At 74.8% G+C, this 22,359-nt stretch carries 22 protein-coding genes and 3 tRNA genes; 17 read left to right on the top strand and 8 right to left on the bottom strand.

Annotation, left to right across the window (positions count from 1 at the left end; translation table 11 throughout):
- Positions 1 to 92 precede the first annotated feature (92 nt).
- From O2W53_RS22655 to O2W53_RS22630, 6 genes are all read left to right on the top strand, one after another.
- Positions 93 to 1,148 (top strand): CPBP family intramembrane glutamic endopeptidase, encoded by a 1,056-nt coding sequence (locus O2W53_RS22655; protein ID WP_269165314.1) that lies wholly within the window; start codon positions 93 to 95, stop codon positions 1,146 to 1,148.
- Positions 1,149 to 1,233: 85 nt separating this feature from the next.
- Positions 1,234 to 1,305, top strand: a tRNA-Gln gene (locus O2W53_RS22650).
- Between the two features lie 44 nt (positions 1,306 to 1,349).
- Positions 1,350 to 1,422: transfer RNA gene (locus tag O2W53_RS22645), tRNA-Glu, on the top strand.
- 158 nt (positions 1,423 to 1,580) lie between these two features.
- A tRNA-Glu gene (locus O2W53_RS22640) sits at positions 1,581 to 1,653 on the top strand.
- 204 nt (positions 1,654 to 1,857) lie between these two features.
- A complete protein-coding gene (locus O2W53_RS22635; RefSeq protein WP_269165313.1) occupies positions 1,858 to 3,576 on the top strand; it encodes a sodium:solute symporter family protein in 1,719 nt (572 codons plus the stop codon).
- A gap of 31 nt (positions 3,577 to 3,607) precedes the next feature.
- On the top strand, positions 3,608 to 3,931 hold the full coding sequence (locus tag O2W53_RS22630) for a hypothetical protein (RefSeq protein ID WP_269165312.1): 324 nt from the start codon (positions 3,608 to 3,610) through the stop codon (positions 3,929 to 3,931).
- A gap of 61 nt (positions 3,932 to 3,992) precedes the next feature.
- On the opposite strand, the gene O2W53_RS22625 is transcribed toward O2W53_RS22630, so the two are convergent.
- The 3 genes from O2W53_RS22625 to O2W53_RS22615 are packed head-to-tail and all read right to left on the bottom strand — an operon-like array spanning position 3,993 to position 6,015.
- Positions 3,993 to 4,805, bottom strand: a complete 813-nt coding sequence (locus O2W53_RS22625; RefSeq protein ID WP_269165311.1) for a M23 family metallopeptidase — start codon at positions 4,803 to 4,805, stop codon at positions 3,993 to 3,995.
- A complete protein-coding gene (locus tag O2W53_RS22620) occupies positions 4,802 to 5,311 on the bottom strand; it encodes an ArsR/SmtB family transcription factor (RefSeq protein ID WP_269165310.1) in 510 nt (169 codons plus the stop codon). Before O2W53_RS22620 ends, O2W53_RS22625 begins: the two co-directional genes overlap by 4 nt.
- A gap of 41 nt (positions 5,312 to 5,352) precedes the next feature.
- The gene (locus O2W53_RS22615; protein ID WP_241176056.1) at positions 5,353 to 6,015 is read right to left on the bottom strand and encodes an IclR family transcriptional regulator; all 663 of its coding nucleotides are present in this window, start codon (positions 6,013 to 6,015) and stop codon (positions 5,353 to 5,355) included.
- An 88-nt stretch (positions 6,016 to 6,103) separates the two neighbouring features.
- Here O2W53_RS22615 and leuC point away from each other — a divergent pair, with 88 nt between their 5' ends.
- Together leuC and leuD are read left to right on the top strand one after the other, a co-directional pair.
- A complete protein-coding gene (gene leuC / locus O2W53_RS22610) occupies positions 6,104 to 7,528 on the top strand; it encodes a 3-isopropylmalate dehydratase large subunit (RefSeq protein ID WP_269165309.1) in 1,425 nt (474 codons plus the stop codon).
- A 5-nt stretch (positions 7,529 to 7,533) separates the two neighbouring features.
- A complete protein-coding gene (gene leuD, locus O2W53_RS22605) occupies positions 7,534 to 8,139 on the top strand; it encodes a 3-isopropylmalate dehydratase small subunit (protein ID WP_269165308.1) in 606 nt (201 codons plus the stop codon).
- Positions 8,140 to 8,165: 26 nt separating this feature from the next.
- Here the strand turns inward: leuD and O2W53_RS22600 are convergent, their stop codons facing one another.
- From O2W53_RS22600 to cofC, 3 genes are read right to left on the bottom strand one after another with little or no spacing between them, the layout of a single operon-like run.
- Complete coding sequence (locus O2W53_RS22600; protein ID WP_269165307.1) at positions 8,166 to 9,107, bottom strand: NUDIX hydrolase; 942 nt, start codon at positions 9,105 to 9,107, stop codon at positions 8,166 to 8,168.
- 10 nt (positions 9,108 to 9,117) lie between these two features.
- Positions 9,118 to 11,190 (bottom strand): RNA degradosome polyphosphate kinase, encoded by a 2,073-nt coding sequence (locus O2W53_RS22595; RefSeq protein ID WP_269165306.1) that lies wholly within the window; start codon positions 11,188 to 11,190, stop codon positions 9,118 to 9,120.
- A 14-nt stretch (positions 11,191 to 11,204) separates the two neighbouring features.
- A complete protein-coding gene (gene cofC, locus O2W53_RS22590) occupies positions 11,205 to 11,846 on the bottom strand; it encodes a 2-phospho-L-lactate guanylyltransferase (protein ID WP_269165305.1) in 642 nt (213 codons plus the stop codon).
- Between the two features lie 125 nt (positions 11,847 to 11,971).
- On the opposite strand from cofC, the gene O2W53_RS22585 reads away from it, so the two are divergent.
- The 6 genes from O2W53_RS22585 to O2W53_RS22560 all read left to right on the top strand — a co-directional run bounded on the left by O2W53_RS22585 (position 11,972) and on the right by O2W53_RS22560 (position 19,162).
- On the top strand, positions 11,972 to 13,405 hold the full coding sequence (locus O2W53_RS22585; RefSeq protein ID WP_269165304.1) for a serine hydrolase domain-containing protein: 1,434 nt from the start codon (positions 11,972 to 11,974) through the stop codon (positions 13,403 to 13,405).
- Entirely contained in the window at positions 13,402 to 14,946 is a 1,545-nt protein-coding gene (locus O2W53_RS22580) for an amidohydrolase (protein ID WP_269165303.1), read from the top strand. Before O2W53_RS22585 ends, O2W53_RS22580 begins: the two co-directional genes overlap by 4 nt.
- A gap of 177 nt (positions 14,947 to 15,123) precedes the next feature.
- Positions 15,124 to 16,119 carry an NAD(P)H-dependent glycerol-3-phosphate dehydrogenase gene (locus O2W53_RS22575; protein WP_269165302.1) on the top strand — a complete coding sequence of 332 codons (996 nt, stop codon included), beginning with the start codon at positions 15,124 to 15,126 and terminating at the stop codon, positions 16,117 to 16,119.
- Positions 16,120 to 16,158: 39 nt separating this feature from the next.
- Positions 16,159 to 17,319, top strand: coding sequence for a cystathionine gamma-lyase (locus O2W53_RS22570; protein WP_269165301.1), 1,161 nt, complete (start codon positions 16,159 to 16,161; stop codon positions 17,317 to 17,319).
- A gap of 11 nt (positions 17,320 to 17,330) precedes the next feature.
- The gene (locus O2W53_RS22565; RefSeq protein ID WP_269165300.1) at positions 17,331 to 18,509 is read left to right on the top strand and encodes a D-alanine--D-alanine ligase family protein; all 1,179 of its coding nucleotides are present in this window, start codon (positions 17,331 to 17,333) and stop codon (positions 18,507 to 18,509) included.
- Positions 18,506 to 19,162: a hypothetical protein gene (locus O2W53_RS22560; RefSeq protein WP_269165299.1), complete on the top strand. Its 657-nt coding sequence runs from the start codon at positions 18,506 to 18,508 to the stop codon at positions 19,160 to 19,162. Before O2W53_RS22565 ends, O2W53_RS22560 begins: the two co-directional genes overlap by 4 nt.
- A 62-nt stretch (positions 19,163 to 19,224) precedes the next feature.
- Here the strand turns inward: O2W53_RS22560 and O2W53_RS22555 are convergent, their stop codons facing one another.
- Positions 19,225 to 19,842: a DUF3515 family protein gene (locus tag O2W53_RS22555; RefSeq protein WP_269165298.1), complete on the bottom strand. Its 618-nt coding sequence runs from the start codon at positions 19,840 to 19,842 to the stop codon at positions 19,225 to 19,227.
- 5 nt (positions 19,843 to 19,847) lie between these two features.
- Positions 19,848 to 20,081, bottom strand: a complete 234-nt coding sequence (locus tag O2W53_RS22550) for an Lrp/AsnC ligand binding domain-containing protein (protein WP_014742398.1) — start codon at positions 20,079 to 20,081, stop codon at positions 19,848 to 19,850.
- A gap of 122 nt (positions 20,082 to 20,203) precedes the next feature.
- On the opposite strand from O2W53_RS22550, the gene O2W53_RS22545 reads away from it, so the two are divergent.
- Genes O2W53_RS22545 through O2W53_RS22535 form a run of 3 tightly spaced genes read left to right on the top strand, consistent with a single transcriptional unit; the run spans position 20,204 to position 22,345 of the window.
- On the top strand, positions 20,204 to 21,244 hold the full coding sequence (locus tag O2W53_RS22545; RefSeq protein WP_269165297.1) for a thiamine-phosphate kinase: 1,041 nt from the start codon (positions 20,204 to 20,206) through the stop codon (positions 21,242 to 21,244).
- On the top strand, positions 21,228 to 21,731 hold the full coding sequence (locus O2W53_RS22540) for a GNAT family N-acetyltransferase (RefSeq protein ID WP_269165296.1): 504 nt from the start codon (positions 21,228 to 21,230) through the stop codon (positions 21,729 to 21,731). Before O2W53_RS22545 ends, O2W53_RS22540 begins: the two co-directional genes overlap by 17 nt.
- The gene (locus O2W53_RS22535) at positions 21,719 to 22,345 is read left to right on the top strand and encodes a cytidylate kinase-like family protein (protein WP_269165295.1); all 627 of its coding nucleotides are present in this window, start codon (positions 21,719 to 21,721) and stop codon (positions 22,343 to 22,345) included. Before O2W53_RS22540 ends, O2W53_RS22535 begins: the two co-directional genes overlap by 13 nt.
- The last annotated feature ends 14 nt before the right edge of the window (positions 22,346 to 22,359 follow it).

Genomic DNA, 22,359 nt, shown 5'->3' with positions numbered 1-22,359 from the left:
CCGGCTGGCCGGCCGGGCCGGGGTGGGCGCCTCCCGGTGGCCTGTACCCGGCTGCCGGCCCCCCGCAGCGCCCTCCGCGACCGCCCCGGCCGGTGACCCCACCCGGGGCGCCGCCGCACGACACCCCGCAGCGGTACGAGCTGCTGATGCGGACGCGGGACTGGGCCTGGTGGCGGCCGCTGCTGGGCCTGCTGCTGTTCACCGTCCTCTACGGGGTGGCAGCGGTGGTGCTGGTGCTGGTCGTCTACCTGACCGGCGTGGTGCCCGACCTCGCCATGACGGACCTCACCGACGTCTGGGTCCTGCTGTTCACCAACGCCTCGCTGATCGTGGCGATCCCGATCGTGTGGGTGTGCTGGCTGGTACCGCACGGGCTGCGGATCGGCTGGTCGTCCTCGGTGCTGGGCCGACTGCGCTGGCGGATGCTGCTGCCCTGGACCTGGCGGGCACTGGCGACCCTCGGGCTGGCGGTCGCCGCCGGCCTGCTGCTGACCGTCGCGGCCACCGACCTGTCGATCACCGGGCCGACCTCATCCTTCGGCTGGCTGCTCCTGGTCGTGCTGCTGACGACGCCGTTGCAGTGCGCGGCCGAGGAGTACGTCTTCCGCGGCTACCTGACCCAGGCGATCGCCGGCTGGGTGGGCCGACCACAGGCCGGCGCGGTGGTCGCGGCGGTGCTGACGGCCGCCCTGTTCTCCGCCGCCCACCTGCCGCCGGACGCCGAGTCGTTCCTCTACCGGTTCGTCATCGGCCTCGTGCTGTCGGGGGTGGTCTGGCTGACCGGGGGGCTGGAGGCCGCCATCGCGCTGCACGCGGTCAACAACGTGGTGATCTTCGTGCTGGCCGGCGCCCTGGGCGAGGAGCTGGCCACCGCCGACCCCGGCGGCGCCCTGAGCTGGGTGACCACCCTGCTCGGGATGTCCGGGATGGTCGCCTTCCTCGTCTGGGTGGCCGTCGCCAGCCGACGGCTGCGGCCGGAGCTGCTCAGCCCCGCGCTGCAGCTGCCGGCGCCTGCCCCTCCGGCGGCCCCCGGTCGTCCGGCGTGGGGCACGCCACCTGCCCAGCCGCCGTGGGGTCCCCCGGCGGCGCCGGGTGCCTGGGCCGCGCCGCCGTCCGCCAGCGGCTGGGGCCGGCCACCGGCGGGCTGACGCGCCCACGAGGGGGGTGCCCGTGCTGGCTCCTGGGGGATCGGGTAGTGTTCTTTCCCGGCGCCGCAAGGTGCTGCACGGCCAATGGGGTATGGGGTAATTGGCAGCCCGACGGTTTCTGGTTCCGTTAGTCTAGGTTCGAGTCCTGGTACCCCAGCGAGGAGCACAGGTCCTCAGCACGACCGCACCACTGCACCACCTGGCCCCGTCGTCTAGCGGCCCAGGACGCCGCCCTCTCACGGCGGTAGCGAGGGTTCGAATCCCTTCGGGGCTACACCGGACAGAGCCCCCGACCCACCGGGTCGGGGGCTCTGTCGTCTCTGTGCACCTCCGGGCAGCTCCGTTCCATCGGCGCCCCGGACGCGGCGCCGACGAGAGAGGGGTCCCGCGAGCGGGTCCCGGCCGTCTGGCAGAATCAGCGCCGCACCACCTGGCCCCGTCGTCTAGCGGCCCAGGACGCCGCCCTCTCACGGCGGTAGCGAGGGTTCGAATCCCTTCGGGGCTACACCGGACAGAGCCCCCGACCCACCCGGGTCGGGGGCTCTCGTCGTCTCTGTGGAGCGCCCGCATGGCGGCGGTCACAGCCGTCACCCGTTGCGGTGACCAACGAAGTGCCGGAGTGGTGATCCGGTGTTAGCTTCGCCGGGCTGATCATCGCGCCGCACCACCGTGCCCGCTCTGTGAGGCAGGCAGAGGTCCCCGGCCGTCCGTGGCCGGAGACCCGATCTCACCGAACCTGGAGGGAACCCCGGTGGTCCTCGCCGCGGAGGAGAGCCTGCGACTCGACGCGAACCTCGTCGACTACGCGCTCGTCGCCGCCTACTTCGCCGTCGTCCTGCTCATCGGCTTCGCCGCCCGCAGCCGGGTGTCCGACAGCCTCGACTTCTTCCTGTCCGGCCGGTCGCTGCCCGCCTGGGTGACCGGTCTGGCGTTCATCTCGGCCAACCTCGGCGCCGTCGAGATCATCGGCATGTCGGCCAACGGCGCCCAGTTCGGCATGGCCACGTTCCACTACTTCTGGATCGGCGCCGTGCCGGCCATGCTCTTCCTGGGCGTGGTGATGATGCCCTTCTACTACGGGTCGAAGGTGCGCAGCGTCCCGGAGTTCATGCGCCGCCGCTTCGGCACCGGCGCCCACCTGGTGAACGCGCTGAGCTTCGCGCTCGCCCAGGTGCTCATCGCCGGAATCAACCTCTACCTGCTGGCCACCATCGTGAACGCCCTGCTGGGCTGGCCGCAGTGGATCTCGCTGATCGTCGCCGCGGCGGTCGTGCTGAGCTACATCACCCTCGGCGGCCTGTCGGCGGCCATCTACAACGAGGTGCTGCAGTTCTTCGTCATCGTGGCCGCGCTGCTGCCGCTGACGCTGATCGGTCTGAACCGGGTGGGTGGCGTCGGCGGGCTGATCGACTCGATCCGCGACGGCGGCAACGAGAACGACCTCAGCTCCTGGCCGGCCAGCGACCTGACCAGCATCGAGAACCCGGTGCTGTCGGTCATCGGCATCGTCTTCGGCCTGGGCTTCGTGCTCTCCTTCGGCTACTGGACGACGAACTTCGTCGAGGTCCAGCGGGCGATGGCCACCAAGTCGATGTCGGCCGCACGGAGCACCCCGATGATCGGCTCGTTCCCGAAGATGTTCATCCCGTTCATCGTGATCGTCCCCGGCATGATCGCCGCGGTCCTGGTCAACGAGGTGCAGGAGCTGAAGGCCGGCGGTGACCCCGGGGTCACCTACAACGACTCGATCCTGCTGCTGATCCGCGACGTGCTCCCCAACGGCCTGCTGGGCGTGGCGATCGCCGGCCTGCTGGCGTCGTTCATGGCGGGCATGGCGGCCAACATCTCGGCCTTCAACACCGTCTTCAGCTACGACCTGTGGCAGCAGTACGTGAAGAAGGACCGCCCCGACGAGTACTACCTGAAGGTCGGCCGGCTGGCGACCGTCGGGGCCACGGTGACGGCCATCTTCACCGCGCTCATCGCCGCGGGCTTCGACAACCTGATGGACTACCTGCAGACGCTCTTCGGCTTCTTCAACGCCCCGCTGTTCGCCACCTTCATCCTGGGCATGTTCTGGAAGCGGATGACCCCGACCGCAGGCTGGGCCGGACTGGTCTCCGGCACGCTCGCCGCGGTGCTGGTGTGGTCGCTGAGCGAGGTCGGCGTGATCGGGCTGGAGGGGCAGGGCGCCAGCTTCGTGGCCGCCGGTGCGGCGTTCGTGGTGGACATCGTGGTGAGCGTCGCGGTGAGCATGGTGACCGCGCCGAAGCCGGTCTCCGAGCTGGCCGGACTGGTCTACTCCGAGACGCCCAAGGAGGTGCGCACCGACCCCGAGGCGCACAAGCTGCCCTGGTACCAGTCGCCGACGAAGCTCGCCGGCATCTCGTTGGTGCTCGTCATCGCACTGAACCTGATCTTCCGCTGACCGTCACCAGCGTTCCCGAGAGGAGCACCCCATGAGCACTCCGAGCAACGGGCAGGACGCGGGTGGGACGCCGGCGACCGGCGGCCGGCACACCGCGGGCGCCTACGACGTCCGGGTCGTCATCGCGGCCCTGATCGGGCTCTACGGCGTCGTCCTGATCGTCCTGGGCATCGTCGACTACGGCGCGGAGGAGGCCGCCAAGACCGGTGGCGTGAACGCCAACCTGTGGGCCGGCATCGGCATGCTGGTCTTCGCCCTGGTCTTCGTCGCCTGGACCCGGCTGCGGCCGGTGGTCGTCGAGGGCGGCGAGGCCGTCGAGGACCCCACCGGTGGAGCGGACACCGCCGGCCGGTAGCCCTCGGCAGGACACCCGACGACGGCCCGCGGTGGGGATCCCCACCGCGGGCCGTCGTGCGTCACCGGACGGCCACGCCGAGCAGCTCGCCGTCGGCTGGCAGCCCGTCGGCGCCGTCGGCGGCACCGGCGCGGAAGGCCATCGGGACGCCGGCGGCACCACCCAGCCCCGGGGAGTCGCACAGCTGGACGTGCAGGTGCGGTTCGCTGCTGTTCCCGGAGTTGCCGCACTCGGCCAACTGTTGCCCGGCGACCACCCGCTGGCCCCGCCCCACCAGGACCGAGCCGCGGCGCAGGTGGACGAGGGCGGCGAACGCCCCGTCGTCGGCCCGAACGACGACGTGGTTGCCGGCGAGCCAGCGGGCGCCGCCCACCTGCCGGACGAAGCCCTCGACCACCAGCAGGTGGAGGATCGACAGCCAGCCGCTGCGGGCCCGGTGGTCGCGCCGCCGCTGGTGCACGCGCACCACGACGCCGTCCACCGGGCTGAGCACCGGCTGCCCGAACGCCGGGTACTCCGCGGGCCGGCGCCAGTGCCCGCCGGAGCCGAACTCCGGGCGGCTGCCGTCGGGCGGGTCCAGCACCAGGTCGATGGCGTGGGTCTGGCCGAGGCTGTTGACCCCGTGCGACGGGACCTTCGTGGCCGGGGAGTTCAGTGCCCGCCACGGGCCGCGCACCGGGGAGTCGACCACGCGCACCGGGGCGGCGGGGGGCCGCACCCGGTCGAGCAGGCCGAACCCGACCAGGACGACGATGCCGGCCAGCGCACCCCAGGTCAGCAGGTCCACCGTGTCCGCCAGGATCAGCAGCACGCCGAGCGCGGGCAGCGGCGGACGGGAGCGGGCCACCAGTCGCCGGAGGGTCGCGCCGGTCACGGGGCCACCGCCGCGAGCACGACGTACAGCGGCACGACCCGCTCGGCCGGGACCGCGTACGTGCCCCGGCCGGCCGTGCGCAGCCAGCCGGCAGCGGTGAGCTGGCGCAGGTGGTGGTGCAGCTGCCCGGTGGTGCCCAGGCCCGGCAGTGCGGCCAGCGCCGCGGTCGTGGTGTGCCCGCCCAGCACCTCCCGGAGCAGTCGCAGCCGGACCGGGTGGGCGAGGGCCGACAGCGCGGTGGTGCGGGTCTCGTCGTCGTCTGGCCCGGCCGCGCGCAGCCCCTCGGCGTCGTGGGTGCGCTGCCAGGCGTACTCCTCGCCGCCGGGCAGGCGCACCTGCCCGCCGTAGGCGACCGCACCACCCGGCAGCTCGGCCGCCTCGGCGGCCAGCCCGTGCAGCAGCCAGAACCGCTCGCGGTCCGGTGGCACGGGACCGGGTGCCTGTGACCGCTGCTGTTCCAGCGCGGCGAGCCGCTCCTCGATCCGGGTCAGGCGGGCGTCGTCCACGCGTCCGATAGTACGGAACTACGTAGGAACGAACAAGCGTGTCAGCGCGCGGCCCGGGAGACGGCGACGGCGGCGTCCAGGACGGCGGAGACCACCTCGGGGCTGGGGCGGCGGCCCAGTCGCTCGACCGGGCCGGAGATCGAGACGGCACCCAGCACGCCGCCGGCACCGTCGCGCACCGGGGCGGACAGCGAGGCGACCCCGGCCTCGCGCTCGGCGACGCTGTGCGCCCAGCCGCGGCGGCGGACGTCGAGCAGGGTGCGGGCGGTGAAGCTCGCCGCCGGCAGGAGGGCGGTGACCTCCTCGGCGGGGGAGAAGGCCAGGAGCACGTGCGCCGCCGAGCCGGCGGTCAGGGGGAGCCGGGCGCCCAGGGGCACGGTGTCGCGCAGCCCGCTGGCGCGTTCGGCGACGGCGATGCACACCCGGCTGCTGCCGTCCCGCACGTAGAACTGGGCGCTCTCGCCGGTGCTGTCGCGCAGCACGGCCAGGTGTCGGCCGGCCAGGTCGCCCAGGTCGACGCCACCCCGCCCGAGCTCGGCCAGTGCCGGGCCGGGGGCCCAGGCGCCGGTGTCGGTGCGCCGCAGCAGGCGGTGGGCCTCCAGGGCCGTGGCGAGCCGGTGTGCGGTCGCCCGCGGCAGCTCGGTACGCGCCACCAGCTCGGCGAGGCTGGCCGGCTCGGCCGACACGGCGCGGAGGATGGCCACGGCTTTGTCCAGGACCGCGACGGGGTTAGGCTGTCCCACGTCGTAATACTCGCATCCCAACATGTGAGATGGCAACGAGGAGGACCCCGTGGGCAGGACCCTGGCGCAGAAGGTGTACGAGCAGCACGTCGTCCGGCGGACGGCGGGAGAGCCCGACCTCCTCTACATCGACCTGCACCTCGTGCACGAGGTGACCAGCCCGCAGGCCTTCGACGGGCTCCGGACCGCCGGGCGCACCGTGCGCCGTCCGGACCTGACCATGGCCACCGAGGACCACAACGTCCCGACCCTGGACATCCTGTCCCCGATCGCCGACCCGATCAGCCGGGCCCAGGTCGACGCCCTGCGGCGCAACGCCGCCGAGTTCGGCATCCGGCTGGCCCCGATGGGCGACCGGGATCAGGGGATCGTGCACGTGATCGGCCCGCAGCTGGGGCTCACCCAGCCGGGCATGACCATCGTGTGCGGCGACAGCCACACCTCCACCCACGGCGCCTTCGGTGCACTGGCCTTCGGCATCGGCACCAGCGAGGTCGAGCACGTGCTCGCCACCCAGACGCTGCCGCAGCTGCCGGCCAAGCAGATGGCGGTCACCGTCGACGGCGAGCTGCCCCCGGGCGTCTCGGCCAAGGACGTCATCCTCGCCGTCATCGCCCAGATCGGCACCGGCGGCGGCCAGGGCCACGTCATCGAGTACCGGGGCAGCGCGATCCAGGCGCTGTCCATGGAGGCCCGGATGACGATCTGCAACATGTCGATCGAGGCCGGCGCCCGCGCCGGGCTCATCGCCCCCGATCAGACGACGTTCGACTTCCTGCAGGGCCGTCCGCACGCCCCGCAGGGCGCCGACTGGGACGCCGCCGTCGCGCACTGGTCGACCCTCACCACCGACGACGACGCCGTCTTCGACCACGAGGTGCACATCGACGCGGCCTCGCTGACCCCCTACGTCACCTGGGGCACCAACCCCGGCCAGGGGCTGCCGATCGACGCCGCGGTGCCCGACCCGGCCACGATCGCCGACGAGAACGAGCGCCGGGCCGCCGAGTCCGCGCTGGCCTACATGGGCCTGACCGCCGGCACCCCGCTGCGCGAGATCGACGTCGACACCGTCTTCCTGGGGTCGTGCACCAACGGCCGGATCGAGGACCTCCGGGTCGCCGCCGCCCTGCTGAAGGGCAAGCACGTCGACGCCAGCACCCGGATGCTCGTCGTCCCCGGCTCGGTGCAGGTGAAGCTGCAGGCCGAGGCCGAGGGGCTGGACCAGGTCTTCCTCGACGCCGGCGCCGAGTGGCGGGGCGCGGGCTGCTCGATGTGCCTGGGCATGAACCCCGACCAGCTGAAGCCGGGTGAGCGCGCGGCCTCCACCAGCAACCGCAACTTCCAGGGCCGGCAGGGCAAGGGCGGGCGCACCCACCTGGTCTCCCCGGCCGTCGCCGCGGCGACCGCGCTCACCGGCCGGCTCACCGCCCCCGCCGACCTGCCCGACGCCCCGATCCCCGCTGGAGTCTGACCGACATGGACGCCTTCACCACGCACACCGGCACCGCCGCCCCGCTGCGGCGGAGCAACGTCGACACCGACCAGATCATCCCGGCCGAGTACCTCAAGCGGATCACCCGCACCGGGTTCGAGGACGGGCTGTTCGTCGCCTGGCGCACCAACGAGCCGGACTTCGTGCTCAACCAGCCGCAGTACGCCGACGCCTCGATCCTGGTCGCCGGGCCCGACTTCGGCACCGGTTCCTCCCGCGAGCACGCGGTCTGGGCGCTGCTGGACGGCGGCTTCCGGGTGGTCATCAGCTCCCGGTTCGCCGACATCTTCAAGAACAACTCGACCAAGTCCGGGCTGCTCACCGTGCTGATGTCCGAGTCGGACGTCGAGGCGCTGTGGGCCACGATCGAGGCCGACCCGGCCACCCCGGTCACCGTGGACCTGCGGGCCGAGCAGGTCACCTACGGCTCGGTCACCGTGCCGTTCGAGGTCGACCCCTACACCCGCTGGCGGCTGCTCGAGGGGCTGGACGACGTCGGCCTCACCGAGCGGCACCTCGACGACATCACCGCGTTCGAGGCCGCGCGCCCGGCCTGGCTGCCCCGCTCCCTGCCGGCGCTCCCCGCCTGAGGTCGGCCCCCGAGAGGGGGCCGGCGTCAGCTCCGGCCGGCGCTGCTGGGCGTCAGCGTGCCGGCCGGGGCCGCGGGGTCGGCGGTGAAGTCGCGGTAGTAGTCGGCGACCAGGGCGCCGGGCCGGCCGCCGAGCGCCCACACGCTGCCCTTCGCCGACGGCGGCCACAGCGCACCGGCGGTATCGTGCCACCGCACCCCCAGCGCGAGCAGCACCGCGGGGATGGCGCCGCCCTGGCTGCAGATGACCACCGGGCCGGCGGCGTCGGTGTCCGCCAGCAGCCGGGTCACCAGCTCGACCCCGGCCTGCGGGTCGGCGTCGAACCCCTCCTCGCCCAGCTCGGGCACCGGCCCGACGGGGAGACCGAGCTCGCGGGCCAGTGGGTCGAGGGTCTGTCCGCAGCGCACCGGCGGGGCAGCCAGCAGCCGGGACGGCGTGAAGACCGGCAGGACGGCGGCCAGCGTCGCGGCCTGCGCGCGGCCCCGGCGGTCCAGCGGGCGGGTCTCGTCCGGGCCGTCCCAGTCCGACCGGTCGCCGGCCGAGGCGTGCCGCACCAGCAGCACCCGGGGTGCCCGGGGGGAGTCGGTGCGGGCGAGGTCCTCGAGCACGGCCCGGTCGTGGCTGTGGCTGACCAGGTCGACGGCCCCGGGCACCGGCAGCCAGCGCAGCTCGTCGACCTCGTCGTTGGGCGCGAAGGCACCGCCGACGGCCTGCATCACCCAGTAGTCGACCCGCTTGGGGCCCTGGCGGTGGGCGTACCGGGTCTGCACGCTGCGCCGGCCGACCGCGACCTGCAGGCCGGTCTCCTCGCCGACCTCCCGGACCGCGGCGACCAGCGGGTGCTCTCCGGCGTCCAGCTTGCCCTTGGGCAGCGACCAGTCGTCGTACTTGGGCCGGTGCACCACCGCGGTCTCGACCGTGCCGTCGTCCGCGGTGCGCCAGACCACGCCGCCGGCGGCGGGGATCAACCGGTCGTCCTCAGCCAGCGTTCTCACCCCGCAGCGCCAGCAGCTCCTTCTGGTTGTCGCGCTCACCGGTGCGGGTCCAGGTCGAGTCGCCGGCCAGCTGCCAGCTGCGCACGTCCGGGGCCATCGCCTCGTCGAACATGCGCTGCAGCTGGCGGGCGGCCACCGGGTCGTTGACCCGCAGCAGCACCTCGACCCGCCGGTCCAGGTTGCGGTGCATCAGGTCCGAGCTGCCCAGCCACCACTCCGGGGAACCGTCGTTGGCGAAGTTGACGACCCGGGAGTGCTCCAAGAACCGGCCGACGATCGAGCGGACCCGGATGTTCTCGCTCAGCCCCGGCACGCCCGGTCGCAGGGCGCAGATGCCCCGGATGACCAGCTCGACCGGCACGCCGGCCAGCGACGCCTCGTACAGCGCGTCGATGATCTGCTCGTCGACCAGCGAGTTCACCTTGATCCGGATCCCGGCGGGCTTGCCCTCCGCGGCGTGCCGGGCCTCGCGGCGGATCTTCTCGACCAGGCCGGTGCGGATCCCGTGCGGGGCGACCATCAGCGAGCGGTAGGTGGTCTGCCGGGAGTAGCCGGTGAGGGTGTTGAACAGGTCGGTGAGGTCCGCGCCCACCCGGGGGTCGGCGGTGAGGATGCCGAGGTCCTCGTAGATCCGGGCGGTCTTCGGGTTGTAGTTGCCGGTGCCGATGTGGCAGTACCGGCGGATCACCCCGTGCTCCATCCGGACGACGAGCGCGGTCTTGCAGTGGGTCTTCAGGCCGACCAGCCCGTAGACGACGTGGCAGCCGGCGCGCTCCAGCGAGCGGGCCCAGCTGATGTTGGCCTCCTCGTCGAACCGGGCCTTGATCTCGACCAGGACGACCACCTGCTTGCCCGCCTGGGCCGCCTCGATCAGCGCCGAGACGATCGGGGAGTCACCGGACGTGCGGTACAGCGTCTGCTTGATCGCCAGCACGTCCGGGTCGGCCGCGGCCTGCTCGATGAACCGCTGCACGCTGGTGGCGAAGGAGTCGTAGGGGTGGTGCACCAGCACGTCGCCCTCGCGCAGCGTGGCGAACACGCTCTTGGGGGTCTCGCCCTCGCTGAGCCGGGGGTGCGTCGCCGGCACGAACGGCTCGTCCTTGAGCTCCGGGCGGTCCAGGTCGTAGAGCGCCATCAGCGAGCCGAGGTCGAGCAGCCCGGGCACCGAGACGACGTCGGCCGGGCTGATCTCCAGCTCGTGCACCAGGACGTCGAGGATCTGCGGGTCCATCGTCTCGGTGACCTCCAGGCGCACGGCCGGGCCGAACCGGCGCCGGGCCAGCTCCCGCTCCAGCGCCTGCAGCAGGTCCTCGTCGCGGTCCTCCTCGACCTCCAGGTCGGCGTTGCGGGTGACCCGGAACAGGTGGTGGTCGATCACGTCCAGGCCGGGGAACAGCGCGGTGAGGTGCGCCGCGATCAGGTCCTCCAGCGGGAGGAACACCGCCTCGGCGTCCGTGCTGCGGGTGTTCGTCCCGATCGGGATGAACCGCGGCACGTTGTTGGGCACCTTGATCCGGGCGAAGCGGGGGGCGCCGGTGTCCGGGTCGCGCACCGAGACGGCGAGGTTCAGCGAGAGCCCGCTGATGTAGGGGAAGGGGTGCGCGGGGTCGACCGCCAGCGGCGTGAGCACGGGGAAGACCTGGTCCCGGAAGTACTCCCGCAGGCGCATCGCGTCGGCCTCGGCCAGGTCCGACCAGTGGATGATCCGGATGCCCTGCTCGGCCAGCCGCGGCGCCACGTCCTTGTCGAAGACGCTGGCGTGCCGGTGGACCAGGGCCTGGGTGCGCTCGGTGACCCGGGCCAGCTGCTCCCGGATGGTCAGGCCGTCGGGGGAGCGCACGGTCAGCCCGGTGCTCTGCCGCCGCTTCATCCCGGCGATGCGGACCATGAAGAACTCGTCGAGGTTGCTGGCGAAGATCGACAGGAACTTCACCCGCTCCAGCAGCGGCAGGCCGTCGTCCTCGGCCAGCTCGAGGACCCGCGAGTTGAAGTCCAGCCAGGACAGCTCACGGTTGAGGAAGCGGTCGGCGGGGAGCGGGGGAGAGGCAGCAGGCACGGGTCGATCCTGCCTCACCTGGCGTTCGACGACAGGAACCCCGTCGTCCGGGGGCCGACGCCGAGCTGTCGGGCGGCCGCCAGGTCGGCGGGGGTGTCGACGTCCTGGCGGAGCCCGGGCCACCGCCCGGTCAGGGAGACCGCCCCGGCCGCGGTGTGGGCGGCGGCGGAACCGGGGCCGAAGCGCGGGTCGAGCTCTCCGGCGGGGACGGCCAGCAGCGTCGTCCCGGTGCCGGCGGTGTCGGCGACGAAGCTGCGCGGCCGGCCGGCCGCCTCGGCCAGCGCATCGGACAGCTCGGTGGCCCGCAGGGCCGGCAGGTCGGAGTTCAGCGCGGCCAGCGGGCCGGCGCCGCCGGTCCGGGCGACCCGGGCGCCGTGCTCCAGGGCGGCGTTGAGGCCCCGGCCGGGCCGGTCGTCGACCGTCCGGGCGCCCAGGCCGGTGACGACGGCGGCAGCCCGCGGGTCGTCGGTGACCACCAGCACCAGGCCGACGGCGGGGCTGGCCAGCGCGGCGGCGACGGTGTCGCCCAGCAGGGCCAGCACCAGTTCCTCGTGTGCGGCCGGGGTGCCACCGGACAGCGTCGCCGTCAGCGGCGCCAGCCGGGTCTTGGCCGCGTCGAGCCGCTTCGCCGGGACGACGACCGACCACCGCTGCACCGGGCAAGCTCAACACACCGGGGCGGCGTGGGGCAGGTCGGCACAGGGCCCCCGCTGCGCGCGACGCCGGAGAGGGTGATCTGCTCCCCGCGGCACAGTCCGCCGGCCCCGAGGAGCCCGCCGCGATGAGCACCACCCCTGAGCGCACCGCCGAGGTCGCCACCGCTGCGGCGGGCCACCTCGAGTCGTGGCTGGACCACCAGCGCCGCCGGCTGCGGGTGCCGGGCGTGCAGGCGGCCGTCCGGGTCGGTGGCGAGCTGGTGCTGGACACCGCGCTGGGCGTGGCCGACCTGGACAGCGGGGCGCCGCTGACCCCCGGCCACCTGTTCCGGATCGCCTCGCACTCCAAGACCTTCACCGCCACCGCGGTGCTGCAGCTGGTCGAGGCCGGGCGGCTGCGGCTGGACGACCCGATCGGGCAGTGGGTGCCGGCGCTGGAGGGTTCGGCGGTGGCCGCGGTCACCGTCCGTGAGCTGCTCGGTCACCAGGGCGGCGTCATCCGGGACGGCCGGGACAACGACCACTGGCAGCTGGGGCAGCCCTTCCCGGACGCGGAGCTGCTGCTGCGCATCGCGGTCGAGGAGGGAGCGGTCCTCGAGCGCAACGAGCACTTCAAGTACTCCAACATCGGCTACTCGCTGCTCGGGCTGGCGATCGAGGCGGTCACCGGCACCTCCTACGCCGAGCACGTGCAGCGCGCGGTGGTCGAGCCCCTGGGCCTGGTCGACACCGGACCGGAGTGGTCGCCGGCCCGGGCCGGCGAGCACGCCGCCGGGCACACCGGCCTGCTGGACGGCGAGGACACCCGGCTGACCATCCCGGCGGTCGACACCCGGGCGATGGCCGCGGCGACCGGGTTCTGGTCGACCGCCCGTGACCTGACCGCGTTCGGGGCGGCCCTCACCTCCGGCGACGCCCGGCTGCTGCGGGAGGACACCAAGCGGCTGATGCGCCGGCCGGAGTCCGAGATCCGCGCGCACGGGGCCCCGCCGCGGCACTACGGGCTCGGGCTGGACCTCCGGACGCAGGGGGAGCGACGGCTGGTCGGGCACAGTGGCGGCTTCCCGGGGCACATCACCCGCACCTGGATCGACCCGGAGGCCCACGTCGTCGTGAGCGTGCTGACCAACGCCGTGGACGGGCCGGCCGACGTACTGGCCCGGGGCCTGTTCGGCCTCCTCGACCTGGCGCTGGCCGCGCCCGCCGACGTGCCGCAGCCGCCGGCGGCCGAGCTGGCGCGCTACGCCGGCCGCTTCGTCAACCTGTGGGGCGCCACGGACGTCGCGCTGCTGGGCGGCCGGCTGGTGCTGCTGCACCCCAGCGCCCCGGAGCCGGCCGAGGAGCACCTGGAGCTCACGGTGGAGGGCCCGGACACCCTGCGCCAGGAGGCGGTCGCCGGGTTCGGGGCGGCCGGCGAGACGGTCGAGTACACCTGGGCCGACGACGGCACCGCCGCCGCGGTGCGGCTCGGTGGCATCTCGGCCTGGCCGGCCGAGGTGTTCCGGGCGCAGCGGGCCGCCCAGGTCCGCGCCGGGCACGCCGGCGGGGCCGGCCGATGACCGCGGTGCTGCTGCGGTCGGCCCGGCTGGGTGGCCGGACCCGCGACGTCCTGCTCGCCGACGGGCGGGTGGTGGCGATCGCCGACGACCTGTCCTCCGGTGCCCCGGGGCTCGACCGGCTCCCCGTCCCGCTGGAGGTGGTGGACCTGGCCGGCGCCGTGCTGCTGCCCGGTCTGCAGGACGCGCACACCCACCTGGAGCAGTGGGCCGCGACCCAGCGGCGGGTCGACGTCTCCGCGGCGCAGTCGGCGAAGGAGGCCGCCGCCCTGATGGCCGCTGCGCTGCAGGCCGCGCCGCCCGCACCGGCAGCGGTGGTGCTGGGCCACGGCTTCCGGGACGCGCTGTGGGCGGAGCCGGCCACCGCCGCCGTCCTGGACGACGCCCTGGCCGGGGTGGCGCCGCCGGACACCAGCGTCGTCCTGGTCAGCGGCGACCTGCACACCACCTGGGCGAACACCGCCGCCACCCGGCGCTTCGGCCTGAGCAACCCGACCGGGGTCGTGCTGGAGCAGGAGGCGATGGACGTCGTGGCCCGGGCCGCCCGCGTCGACCCGGCCGTCCTGGACGGCTGGGTGCTGGACGCCATGGCCGCGGCGGCGGCGCGTGGCCTCACCTCCGTCGTCGACCTCGAGTACGGGGACCTGATCGGCTCCTGGGCCCGGCGGGCCGGGCTGCGGGAGGGCGGTCCCGCGCTGCGGGTGCGGGCCGGGGTCTGGGTCGACCGGCTGGAGGAGGCGATCGCCGCCGGGCTGCGCAGCGGCGACCCGCTGCCCGGGGTGGTCGACCCGGTCGCCGCCGACCGGGTGCGGATGGGCCCGCTGAAGGTCTTCGTCGACGGCTCCCTCGGCACCCGCACCGCCTTCTGCCACGACCCGTACCCGGGGGCCGCGGGAGCGGACGCCCACGGGGTGCTGCGCACCCCGCCGGAGGAGCTGGAACGGCTGCTCCGGCGGGGGAGCGCGGCCGGGCTGGACCTCGCCGTGCACGCCATCGGCGACCGGGCCGCGACGGTCGCGCTGGACGGCTTCGCCGCCGCCGGCTGCACCGGGCGGATCGAGCACGCCCAGCAGGTGCACGACGCCGACCTGCCGCGCTTCGCCGAGCTGGGGGTGGTCGCCAGCGTGCAGCCCCGGCACGCCCTGGACGACCGGGACGCCGCCGACCAGCACTGGGCCGCCGCGACGGAGCGGGCGTTCCCCTACCGGGCGCTGGTCGACGCCGGCGCGGAGATCGTGCTGGGCTCCGACGCGCCGGTGGCACCGCTGGACCCCTGGGACGGCATCGCCAGCGCCGTCCACCGGTCGCTGGACGACCGCCCGGCGTGGCACCCCGAGCAGCACCTGGACCTGGACACCGCGCTGGCCGCGGCCAGCGGTGGACGGCGCGGGGTCCGGGTCGGGGACGTGGCGGACCTGGTGGTGGTGGCCGAGCCACCCGCGGCGGTCCTCGCCCGCGGCGGCGCCGACGGCCTGCGGGCGATGGAGGTGCTGGCCACCCTGGTCGGCGGGCGGTTCACCCACCGGGCACCCGGCCTCGGCTGAGGAGGGCGCCGCCCGACACCCCGGGGGCGCGTGCCGGCCGCTCCGGGCCGGAGGGCACGATCATGGGCCGGGTCGTCGGTGCAGCGCCGGCGGGCCACGAGACGGAAGGGGTCCGGTGTCCGAGCAGTCGTCGCCGCGCACGGTCACCGTGCCCACCCCGCGCGCCGGGGTGGCCGCATGACCCGCGCCGCGGTGCTGGGCGCCGGTTCCTGGGGCACCACCTTCGCCAAGGTGCTCGCCGACGCCGGGTGCTCGGTGACACTGCACGCCCGCCGTCCCGAGCTGGTCGCGTCGATCACCGCGAGCCGGGAGAACGCCGACTACCTGCCGGGGGTGCGGCTGCCCGACGCGGTGCGCGCCACCGGGGACGCGGCCGAGGCGCTCGACGGTGCCGAGGTCGTCGTGCTGGCCGTGCCCAGCCAGACGCTGCGGGCCAACCTCACCGGCTGGGCGCCGCTGCTGCCCGCCGACTCCTCGCTGCTGTCGCTGATGAAGGGCGTCGAGCTCGGCACGACCAAGCGGATGAGCGAGGTGATCCGCGAGGTCACCGGCGCCGGTGCCGACCGGGTGGCGGCGCTGTCCGGGCCCAACCTCGCCCGGGAGATCGCCGAGGAGCAGCCCTCGGCCACGGTGATCGCCTGCTCCGACGACGAGCGGGCCGCGGCGCTGCAGGCGGCCTGCCACACCCGCTACTTCCGGCCGTACACCAACCCGGACCTGGTCGGCTGCGAGCTGGGCGGCGCGGTCAAGAACGTCATCGCGCTGGCCTGCGGGGTCGCCGCCGGCCTCGGCTTCGGGGACAACACCCGCGCCTCGCTGATCACCCGCGGTCTCGCCGAGACCGCCCGGCTGGGCATCGCCCTCGGCGCCGACGTGACCACCTTCGCCGGGCTGGCCGGGCTGGGCGACCTGGTGGCCACCTGCTCCTCGCCGTTGTCGCGCAACCGCACCTTCGGCGAGCACCTCGGTCAGGGCATGTCGGTCGCCGAGGTGGAGCAGATCACCCGGCAGACCGCCGAGGGCGTGAAGAGCTGCCGCTCGGTGCTGGACCTGGCCCGCGCGCACGGGGTCGACGTGCCGATCACCGAGGCGGTCGTCCGGGTCTGCCACGAGGGGGAGTCCGCCGCGCAGATGGTGCGGGAGATGATGTCCCGAGAGGCCAAGCCGGAGTAGCTCCCCGGGGCGCCGTCGCACACCCGTGGAGGACCGTCCGTGACCACTCCTGACCTGCCCGCCGACCTCGGCGACGGCACCCGGCTGGTCCACGCCGGTGACGACCCGGCGGTGCCGGGCACCCCGCTGCGTCCGTCGCCGGTCTTCGCCGCGCCGTACCACCTCGGGGACGAGGCCCCCGGCTGGCAGGGCGCCGACGGCTACGCCCGCCCGGACAACGCGACGCTGCGGGTATTCGAACGTGCGGTCGGCGAGCTGGACGGCGGCGACTGCCTGTCCTTCGCCACGGGCATGGCTGCGATCAGCTCCGCCGTCCTGGCACTGGTCGGCCCCGGCGACCGGGTCGTGCTGCCGTCGGACGGCTACTACGCCACCCGGGTGCTCGCCCGCGACGAGCTGGCCCGCTTCGGCGTCCAGGTGCAGCTGGTGCCCACCCTGGAGATCGAGGACGTCGCCGCCCGCGGGGACCTGGACGGCGCCCGACTGGTGCTGCTGGAGACCCCCAGCAACCCGCAGCTGGACGTCTGCGACATCGCCGCCGTCGCCCGGGCCACCCAGGCCTCGGGTGCGCTGCTGGTGGTGGACAACACCACGGCCTCACCGATCGGGCAGCGCCCGCTGGCCCTGGGTGCCGACGTCACCGTGGGCTCGGACACCAAGGCCCTGACCGGGCACAGCGACGTGCTGCTCGGGCACGTCAGCACGGCCCGCACCGATCGCGGACGGGAGCTGAACACCCGGATCGCCGCCTGGCGCAAGACCACCGGCAACACCCCCGGGGTGTTCGAGGCGTGGCTGGCGCACCGGTCGATGGGCACCCTGGACCTGCGGCTGGCCCGGCAGGCCGCCAACGCCGCCGCACTGTCGGAGCTGCTGGCCGCGCACCCGGCGGTCAGCGGCGTCCGGTGGCCCTGGCGGCCGCAGGACCCGTCGTACGCGCTGGCGACCCGGCAGATGCTGCGCCCCAACGGCGTGGTCTCCGCCGAGCTCGCCGACTCCGACGCCGTGGCCCGCCTGGTGCGCGGCAGCCGGCTGATCGCGGCCGCGACCAGCTTCGGCGGCATCCACACCACGGTCGACCGGCGGGCCCAGTGGGGCGGGGACGCCGTCCCCGCCGGGTTCGTGCGGTTCTCCTGCGGCATCGAGGACACCGCCGACCTGGTGGCCGACCTGACATCCGCGCTCGGGACCCTCGGCTAGGGTCGGCGGCGATGACCGGGAAGGCGCGTAGGACCAGGGTCGCTGTCGTCTTCGGCGGGCGGAGCGCGGAGCACGCGATCTCCTGCGTGTCGGCCGGGAGCGTGCTCGCCGCGCTGGACCCGGCGCGGTACGAGGTGGTGCCCGTCGGCATCACCCGGGACGGCCGTTGGCTGTTGCACGACGGCAAGGCCCTGGCCATCGACGACGGGCAGCTGCCCGAGGTCGCCGACGGCACCGCGGTGTCGCTCGTGGGCGACCCGGCGGGCCGGGGGCTGGCGGTGCTGGACGCCGGGCAGGCGATCGGCCGGCTCACCGAGGTCGACGTCGTCTTCCCGGTGCTGCACGGCGCCTACGGCGAGGACGGCACGATCCAGGGTCTGCTGGAGATGTCCGGGCTGCCCTACGTCGGCTCCGGGGTCTTCGCCAGCGCGGCGTCGATGGACAAGGAGTTCACCAAGAAGCTGCTCACCGCGGCCGGCATCCCGCAGGGTGACCACGTGGTGCTGCGCGACGCCTCGGGTGCGCTCTGCGCCGACCCGGCGCTGCTGGACGAGGCGGCGCGGGCGCGGCTCGGGCTGCCGGTCTTCGTCAAGCCCTCCCGTGCCGGCTCCAGCATCGGCATCACCAAGGTCACCGACTGGGCGCAGTTCCCGGCCGCCGTCGCGACGGCGGCCGCGGTCGACCCGAAGGTCGTGGTCGAGGCTGCGGTGCCCGGGCGGGAGATCGAGTGCGGGGTGCTCGCCGCGTCCGGTGCGGGGCTGCCCGACGTCAGCCTGCCGGCGGAGATCCGGCTGCGGCCGGGCACCGACTGGTACGACTTCGACGCCAAGTACCTCGAGGACGCCGTCGAGTTCGACGTGCCCGCGGACCTCACCGCCGAGCAGGTCCGGGCGGTGCAGGAGATGTCCCGCCGCGCGTACCTGGCGCTGGACTGCGCCGGCCTGGCCCGGGTCGACTTCTTCCTGACGACCGACCCGGCGACCGGTGCCGACCGGTGGGTCGTCAACGAGGTCAACACGATGCCCGGCTTCACCCCGATCTCGATGTTCCCGCGGATGTGGGCCGCCTCCGGGGTGAGCTACCCGGAGCTGGTCGACCGGCTGGTGGCCAGCGCCCTGGCCGGCCGGGAACCGGTCACCACCCCGGACGCGACCGCCTCGCCGGACGGCGCCGTGCTGGGCGCCGGATGACCTCCCGGCGGCTGCTGCCGGGCGCCACGGCCGCAGTGCTGCTGCTGGTCGCCCCGGTGTGCGCCGGCTGCTCGTCCTCGGAGGCCGTACCGGCACCGCAGGCCGCGACGACGGCGGCGACCCCGGCCAGCCCGGCCGAGCTGGAGGCGCTGCTGGTCGACGACGTGCCGTCCGGGCTGCCGCGGGTGCCCGACGACGAGCTGGTCCCGCCGGCGGGGGAGAAGACGATCGACGACGTCGCCCGCTACGGGCAGGACGCGGAGCGCGAGCAGGAGGTGCTCGCCGACTACGGGTACACCCGCGGCTGGGAGCGCTTCTGGCGGTCGGAGGCGGAGCTGACCAGCGTCTTCCTCGACCAGTTCGCCGACCCGTCCGGCGCGGTCACCTACGCCGACGACCTGGCCCGCAACGACGCCGAGCACTACGGCGGTGTGCTGGACCGCTCCCCGGCGGGGCTGCCGGACGACTGCGTGCTGCTCGCCCAGGACGACCCGGCGCCGGAGCACCGGATGTCCGGCCCGGCGGTCTTCGCCTGGTGCGCCGCCGGGGTCTTCACCGTCGCGGTCGCCGCCGTTGCCGACACCGAGGAGGAGGCGCGCCGCGAGCTGGAGGCGGTCACCACCGCGCAGCTCGACCGGCTCCCGGCCGGCTGAGGAAGGACCCCCGTGCCCCCCGCCACTCGCAAGCTCGCGGCGGGACCCTGCACGGGGGCCGTTCAGTCGGGCAGTGGCGCCGGGGTCGGCTCGGTGTAGGGGATCGAGCCGGCGATGAGCGGGCTCAGCGCGGTGGGGGCGGCGCTGTCGGAGCTGGCCGGCACGCGCACCTGGACCGGGACGTTGCGGTCGACCGTCGTCCACACGTAGACGTCGGGGTCGGTGGTGTCGACGAACCACTCCACCCCGGAGACCACCAGCGTCTGCGGGCCGCCCACCACGTAGCCGGCCGGTGGTCCGGCGCCGCAGACCAGCACGGTCGCCGGGTCGCCCCAGGCGTAGGCGAACGGGCTGTCGGAGTCGACCGGGCGCGACGTCTCCTCGGCCAGCTCCAGCGGCAGCTGGCCCATCAGCGCCGGGCAGGCCAGGTCGGCCTCCGGGGTGATCGGCGGGGTGTCGACGGGCAGCGGCGGCAGGTCGGCGCGCGGCGCCGAGGTCGTGCCGGAGATCTCCGCGACCGTGCCGGGCTCGTCCTCGGCGTCGCTGCCGCGGCCGACCACGTTGACCAGCACCAGCAGGACGACCACCAGCGGGACCAGGACGGCGGTGGCGATCAGCGCCGCCCGCCGCAACGGGTCGGGAGGCGGCGCGGCGGGCTGGTCGGGGGCGGCGGTGCTCAAGCGGCTCAGAGGTTGACGACGGGGCAGGTCAGGGTGCGGGTGATCCCGTCGACGGACTGCACCCGGGCCACCACGAGCCGGCCGAGCTCGTCGACGGTGTTGGCCTCGGCCCGCACGATGACGTCGTAGGGGCCGGTGACGTCCTCGGCCTTGGTCACGCCGGCGATCTCGCTGATGCTCGCGGCGACCGCGGCTGCCTTGCCGACTTCGGTCTGGATCAGGATGTAGGCGTGGACCACGGGTTGACCTTCCTCGGGCAGTGCCTCGACGCCGGCTGGCACGTCGGCGACGGCTGGGGGTGCGACCGGCCTGCCGAGCAGCGGGCCGATCGGCAACGTACCCCAGTCGGGGGGAGTGACCGATGACTCGGCCCCGCCCTCTGGGCCTCCGGCCCGACCCGGACGACAGCGTCGGCGCGGTCGGGGAGTTCGCCCTCATCGACCGGGTCGTGGCCCGCTCCGGTACCGCTGCGGTGGCCGACGTGGGCCCCGGTGACGACGCCGCGGTGCTGCGCACCCCCGACGGCCGGGTGGTGGCCTGCACCGACGTGCTGGTGGAGGGGCGGCACTTCCGCCGCGACTGGTCCTCGGCCGAGGACGTCGGGCACAAGGCCGCGGCGGCGAACCTGGCCGACGTCGCCGCCATGGGCGCGGTGCCGACCGCCCTGCTGGTCGGGCTCGCCTGCCCGGCGGAGACCCCGGCCGCCTGGCTGGAGGGCGTCGCGGACGGGATGGCCGCCGAGTGCGCCCCCTTCGGCGCGGCCGTGGTGGGTGGGGACACCTCGGCGAGCGCGCCGGACTCGCAGGCCGTCGTGCTGTCGGTGACGGCGCTGGGCGACCTGGGTGGCCGGGCGCCGGTGCTGCGCAGCGGTGCCCGGCCCGGGGACGTCGTCGCCGTCGCCGGGCGGCTGGGCTGGTCGGCCTGTGGACTGGCCGTGCTGCGCCGGGGCTTCTCCTCGCCCATCGCCGCGGTCCGGGCGCACCGCCGGCCGACCCCGCCCTACGCCGCCGGCCCGGCCGCCGCGGACGCCGGGGCGACCGCGATGTGCGACACCAGTGACGGACTGCTCGCCGACGCCGGTCACCTGGCCGCCGACAGCGGGGTGCTGATCGAGCTGGACCGGGCCGCCCTCCAGCAGGCGTTCGTCGACCCGGCCGGACCGCTCCCGCAGGTCGCGGCGGCGCTGGGCGGTGACCCGATGGCCTGGGTGCTGACCGGCGGTGAGGACCACGCGCTGGTGGCCACCTTCCCGGCCGGGGTGGACCTGCCGGAGGGCTGGACGGTCGTCGGCGCGGTGCACGAGCCGGGCGACGACGGGCCCGGCGTGCGGGTGGACGGGGTGCCCGCGAGCCGGGTGGCCGAGGAACTGGGGGAGGGGGCGGGGCATGTCCACTTCGGCTGAGCTGCGCGCCGTCGGGTACGCCGACCCGGTGGCCCAGCACCTGATCGAGCGGGTGCAGCAGGAGTACGTCGTCCGGTACGGCGGCCGGGACGCCGCGGTGGTGGACCCAACGGAGTTCTCCCCGCCGCTGGGGCTGTTCCTGGTCGCCGAGGTCGACGGGGTGCCGGCCGGCTGCGGCGGCTGGCGGGCGCACGGGCACGGGGTCGCCGAGCTCAAGCGGATGTACGTCGAGCCCGGCTTCCGGCGCCGGGGGCTGGCCGCGCTGCTGCTGGCCGAGCTGGAGCGCACCGCGGCCGCAGCCGGGCACGAGCGGCTGCTGCTGAACTCCGGTGACCGGCAGCCCGAGGCCCTGGCGCTCTACGACCGGGCCGGGTATCACCCCGTGGCCGGCTACGGCATCTACGCGGACTCGCCCGAGGCGGTCTTCCTCGGCAAGGAGCTGGCCGCGGACCGGCCCGAGCCGGAGGAGGACGCATGGGCGTCGTGACCTTCTCGGCGTCCTTCGGCGCCGGCGGCGCGGAGATCGCCCCGGCCGTCGCCGAGCGGCTCGGCCTGCCCTTCCACGACCGGGTCATCCCGGCGCAGGTGGCGGGTCGGCTCGGGGTGCCGGTGGCCGAGGCCGAGGCCAACGACGAGACCATCACCCGCGGGCTGTGGCGGCTGGTCAGCTCGCTGGGCACGATGCCCGACCCGGTGGGCGGGGTGCTGCCCACCGGGGCGCTGCCCGACGAGCGGGCCTACCGGCAGCAGACCGAGTGGGTGCTGACCGAGATCGCCGCCGGCCCGGGGGGCGTCGTCCTGGGCCGGGCCGGGGCGATGGTGCTGCACGACCGGCCCGACGTCCTGCACGTGCGGTTGGACGGCCCGCCGGAGCGCCGGCTGGCCGCCGCGGTCGAGCACCTGGACCTGCCCGTCGAGGAGGTGCGCCGGGAGCAGGAGGCCGCCGACGCCGCCCGGACGGCCTACGTGCGGCACTTCTACCGCTGCGATCCGGCGGAGGCCCGGCACTACCACCTGGTGGTGGACAGCACGGCGCTGCCGCACGCCACCGTGGTCGACCTGGTGGTGACCGCGGCCCGGGCCCGCGGGATCGGCCGCTGAGCCGACCGGGAACG

Origin of the sequence: Modestobacter sp. VKM Ac-2978, assembly GCF_026968025.1 — a bacterium.
Taxonomy (GTDB): domain Bacteria; phylum Actinomycetota; class Actinomycetes; order Mycobacteriales; family Geodermatophilaceae; genus Modestobacter.
This window is presented reverse-complemented; position numbering and strand designations above follow the sequence as displayed.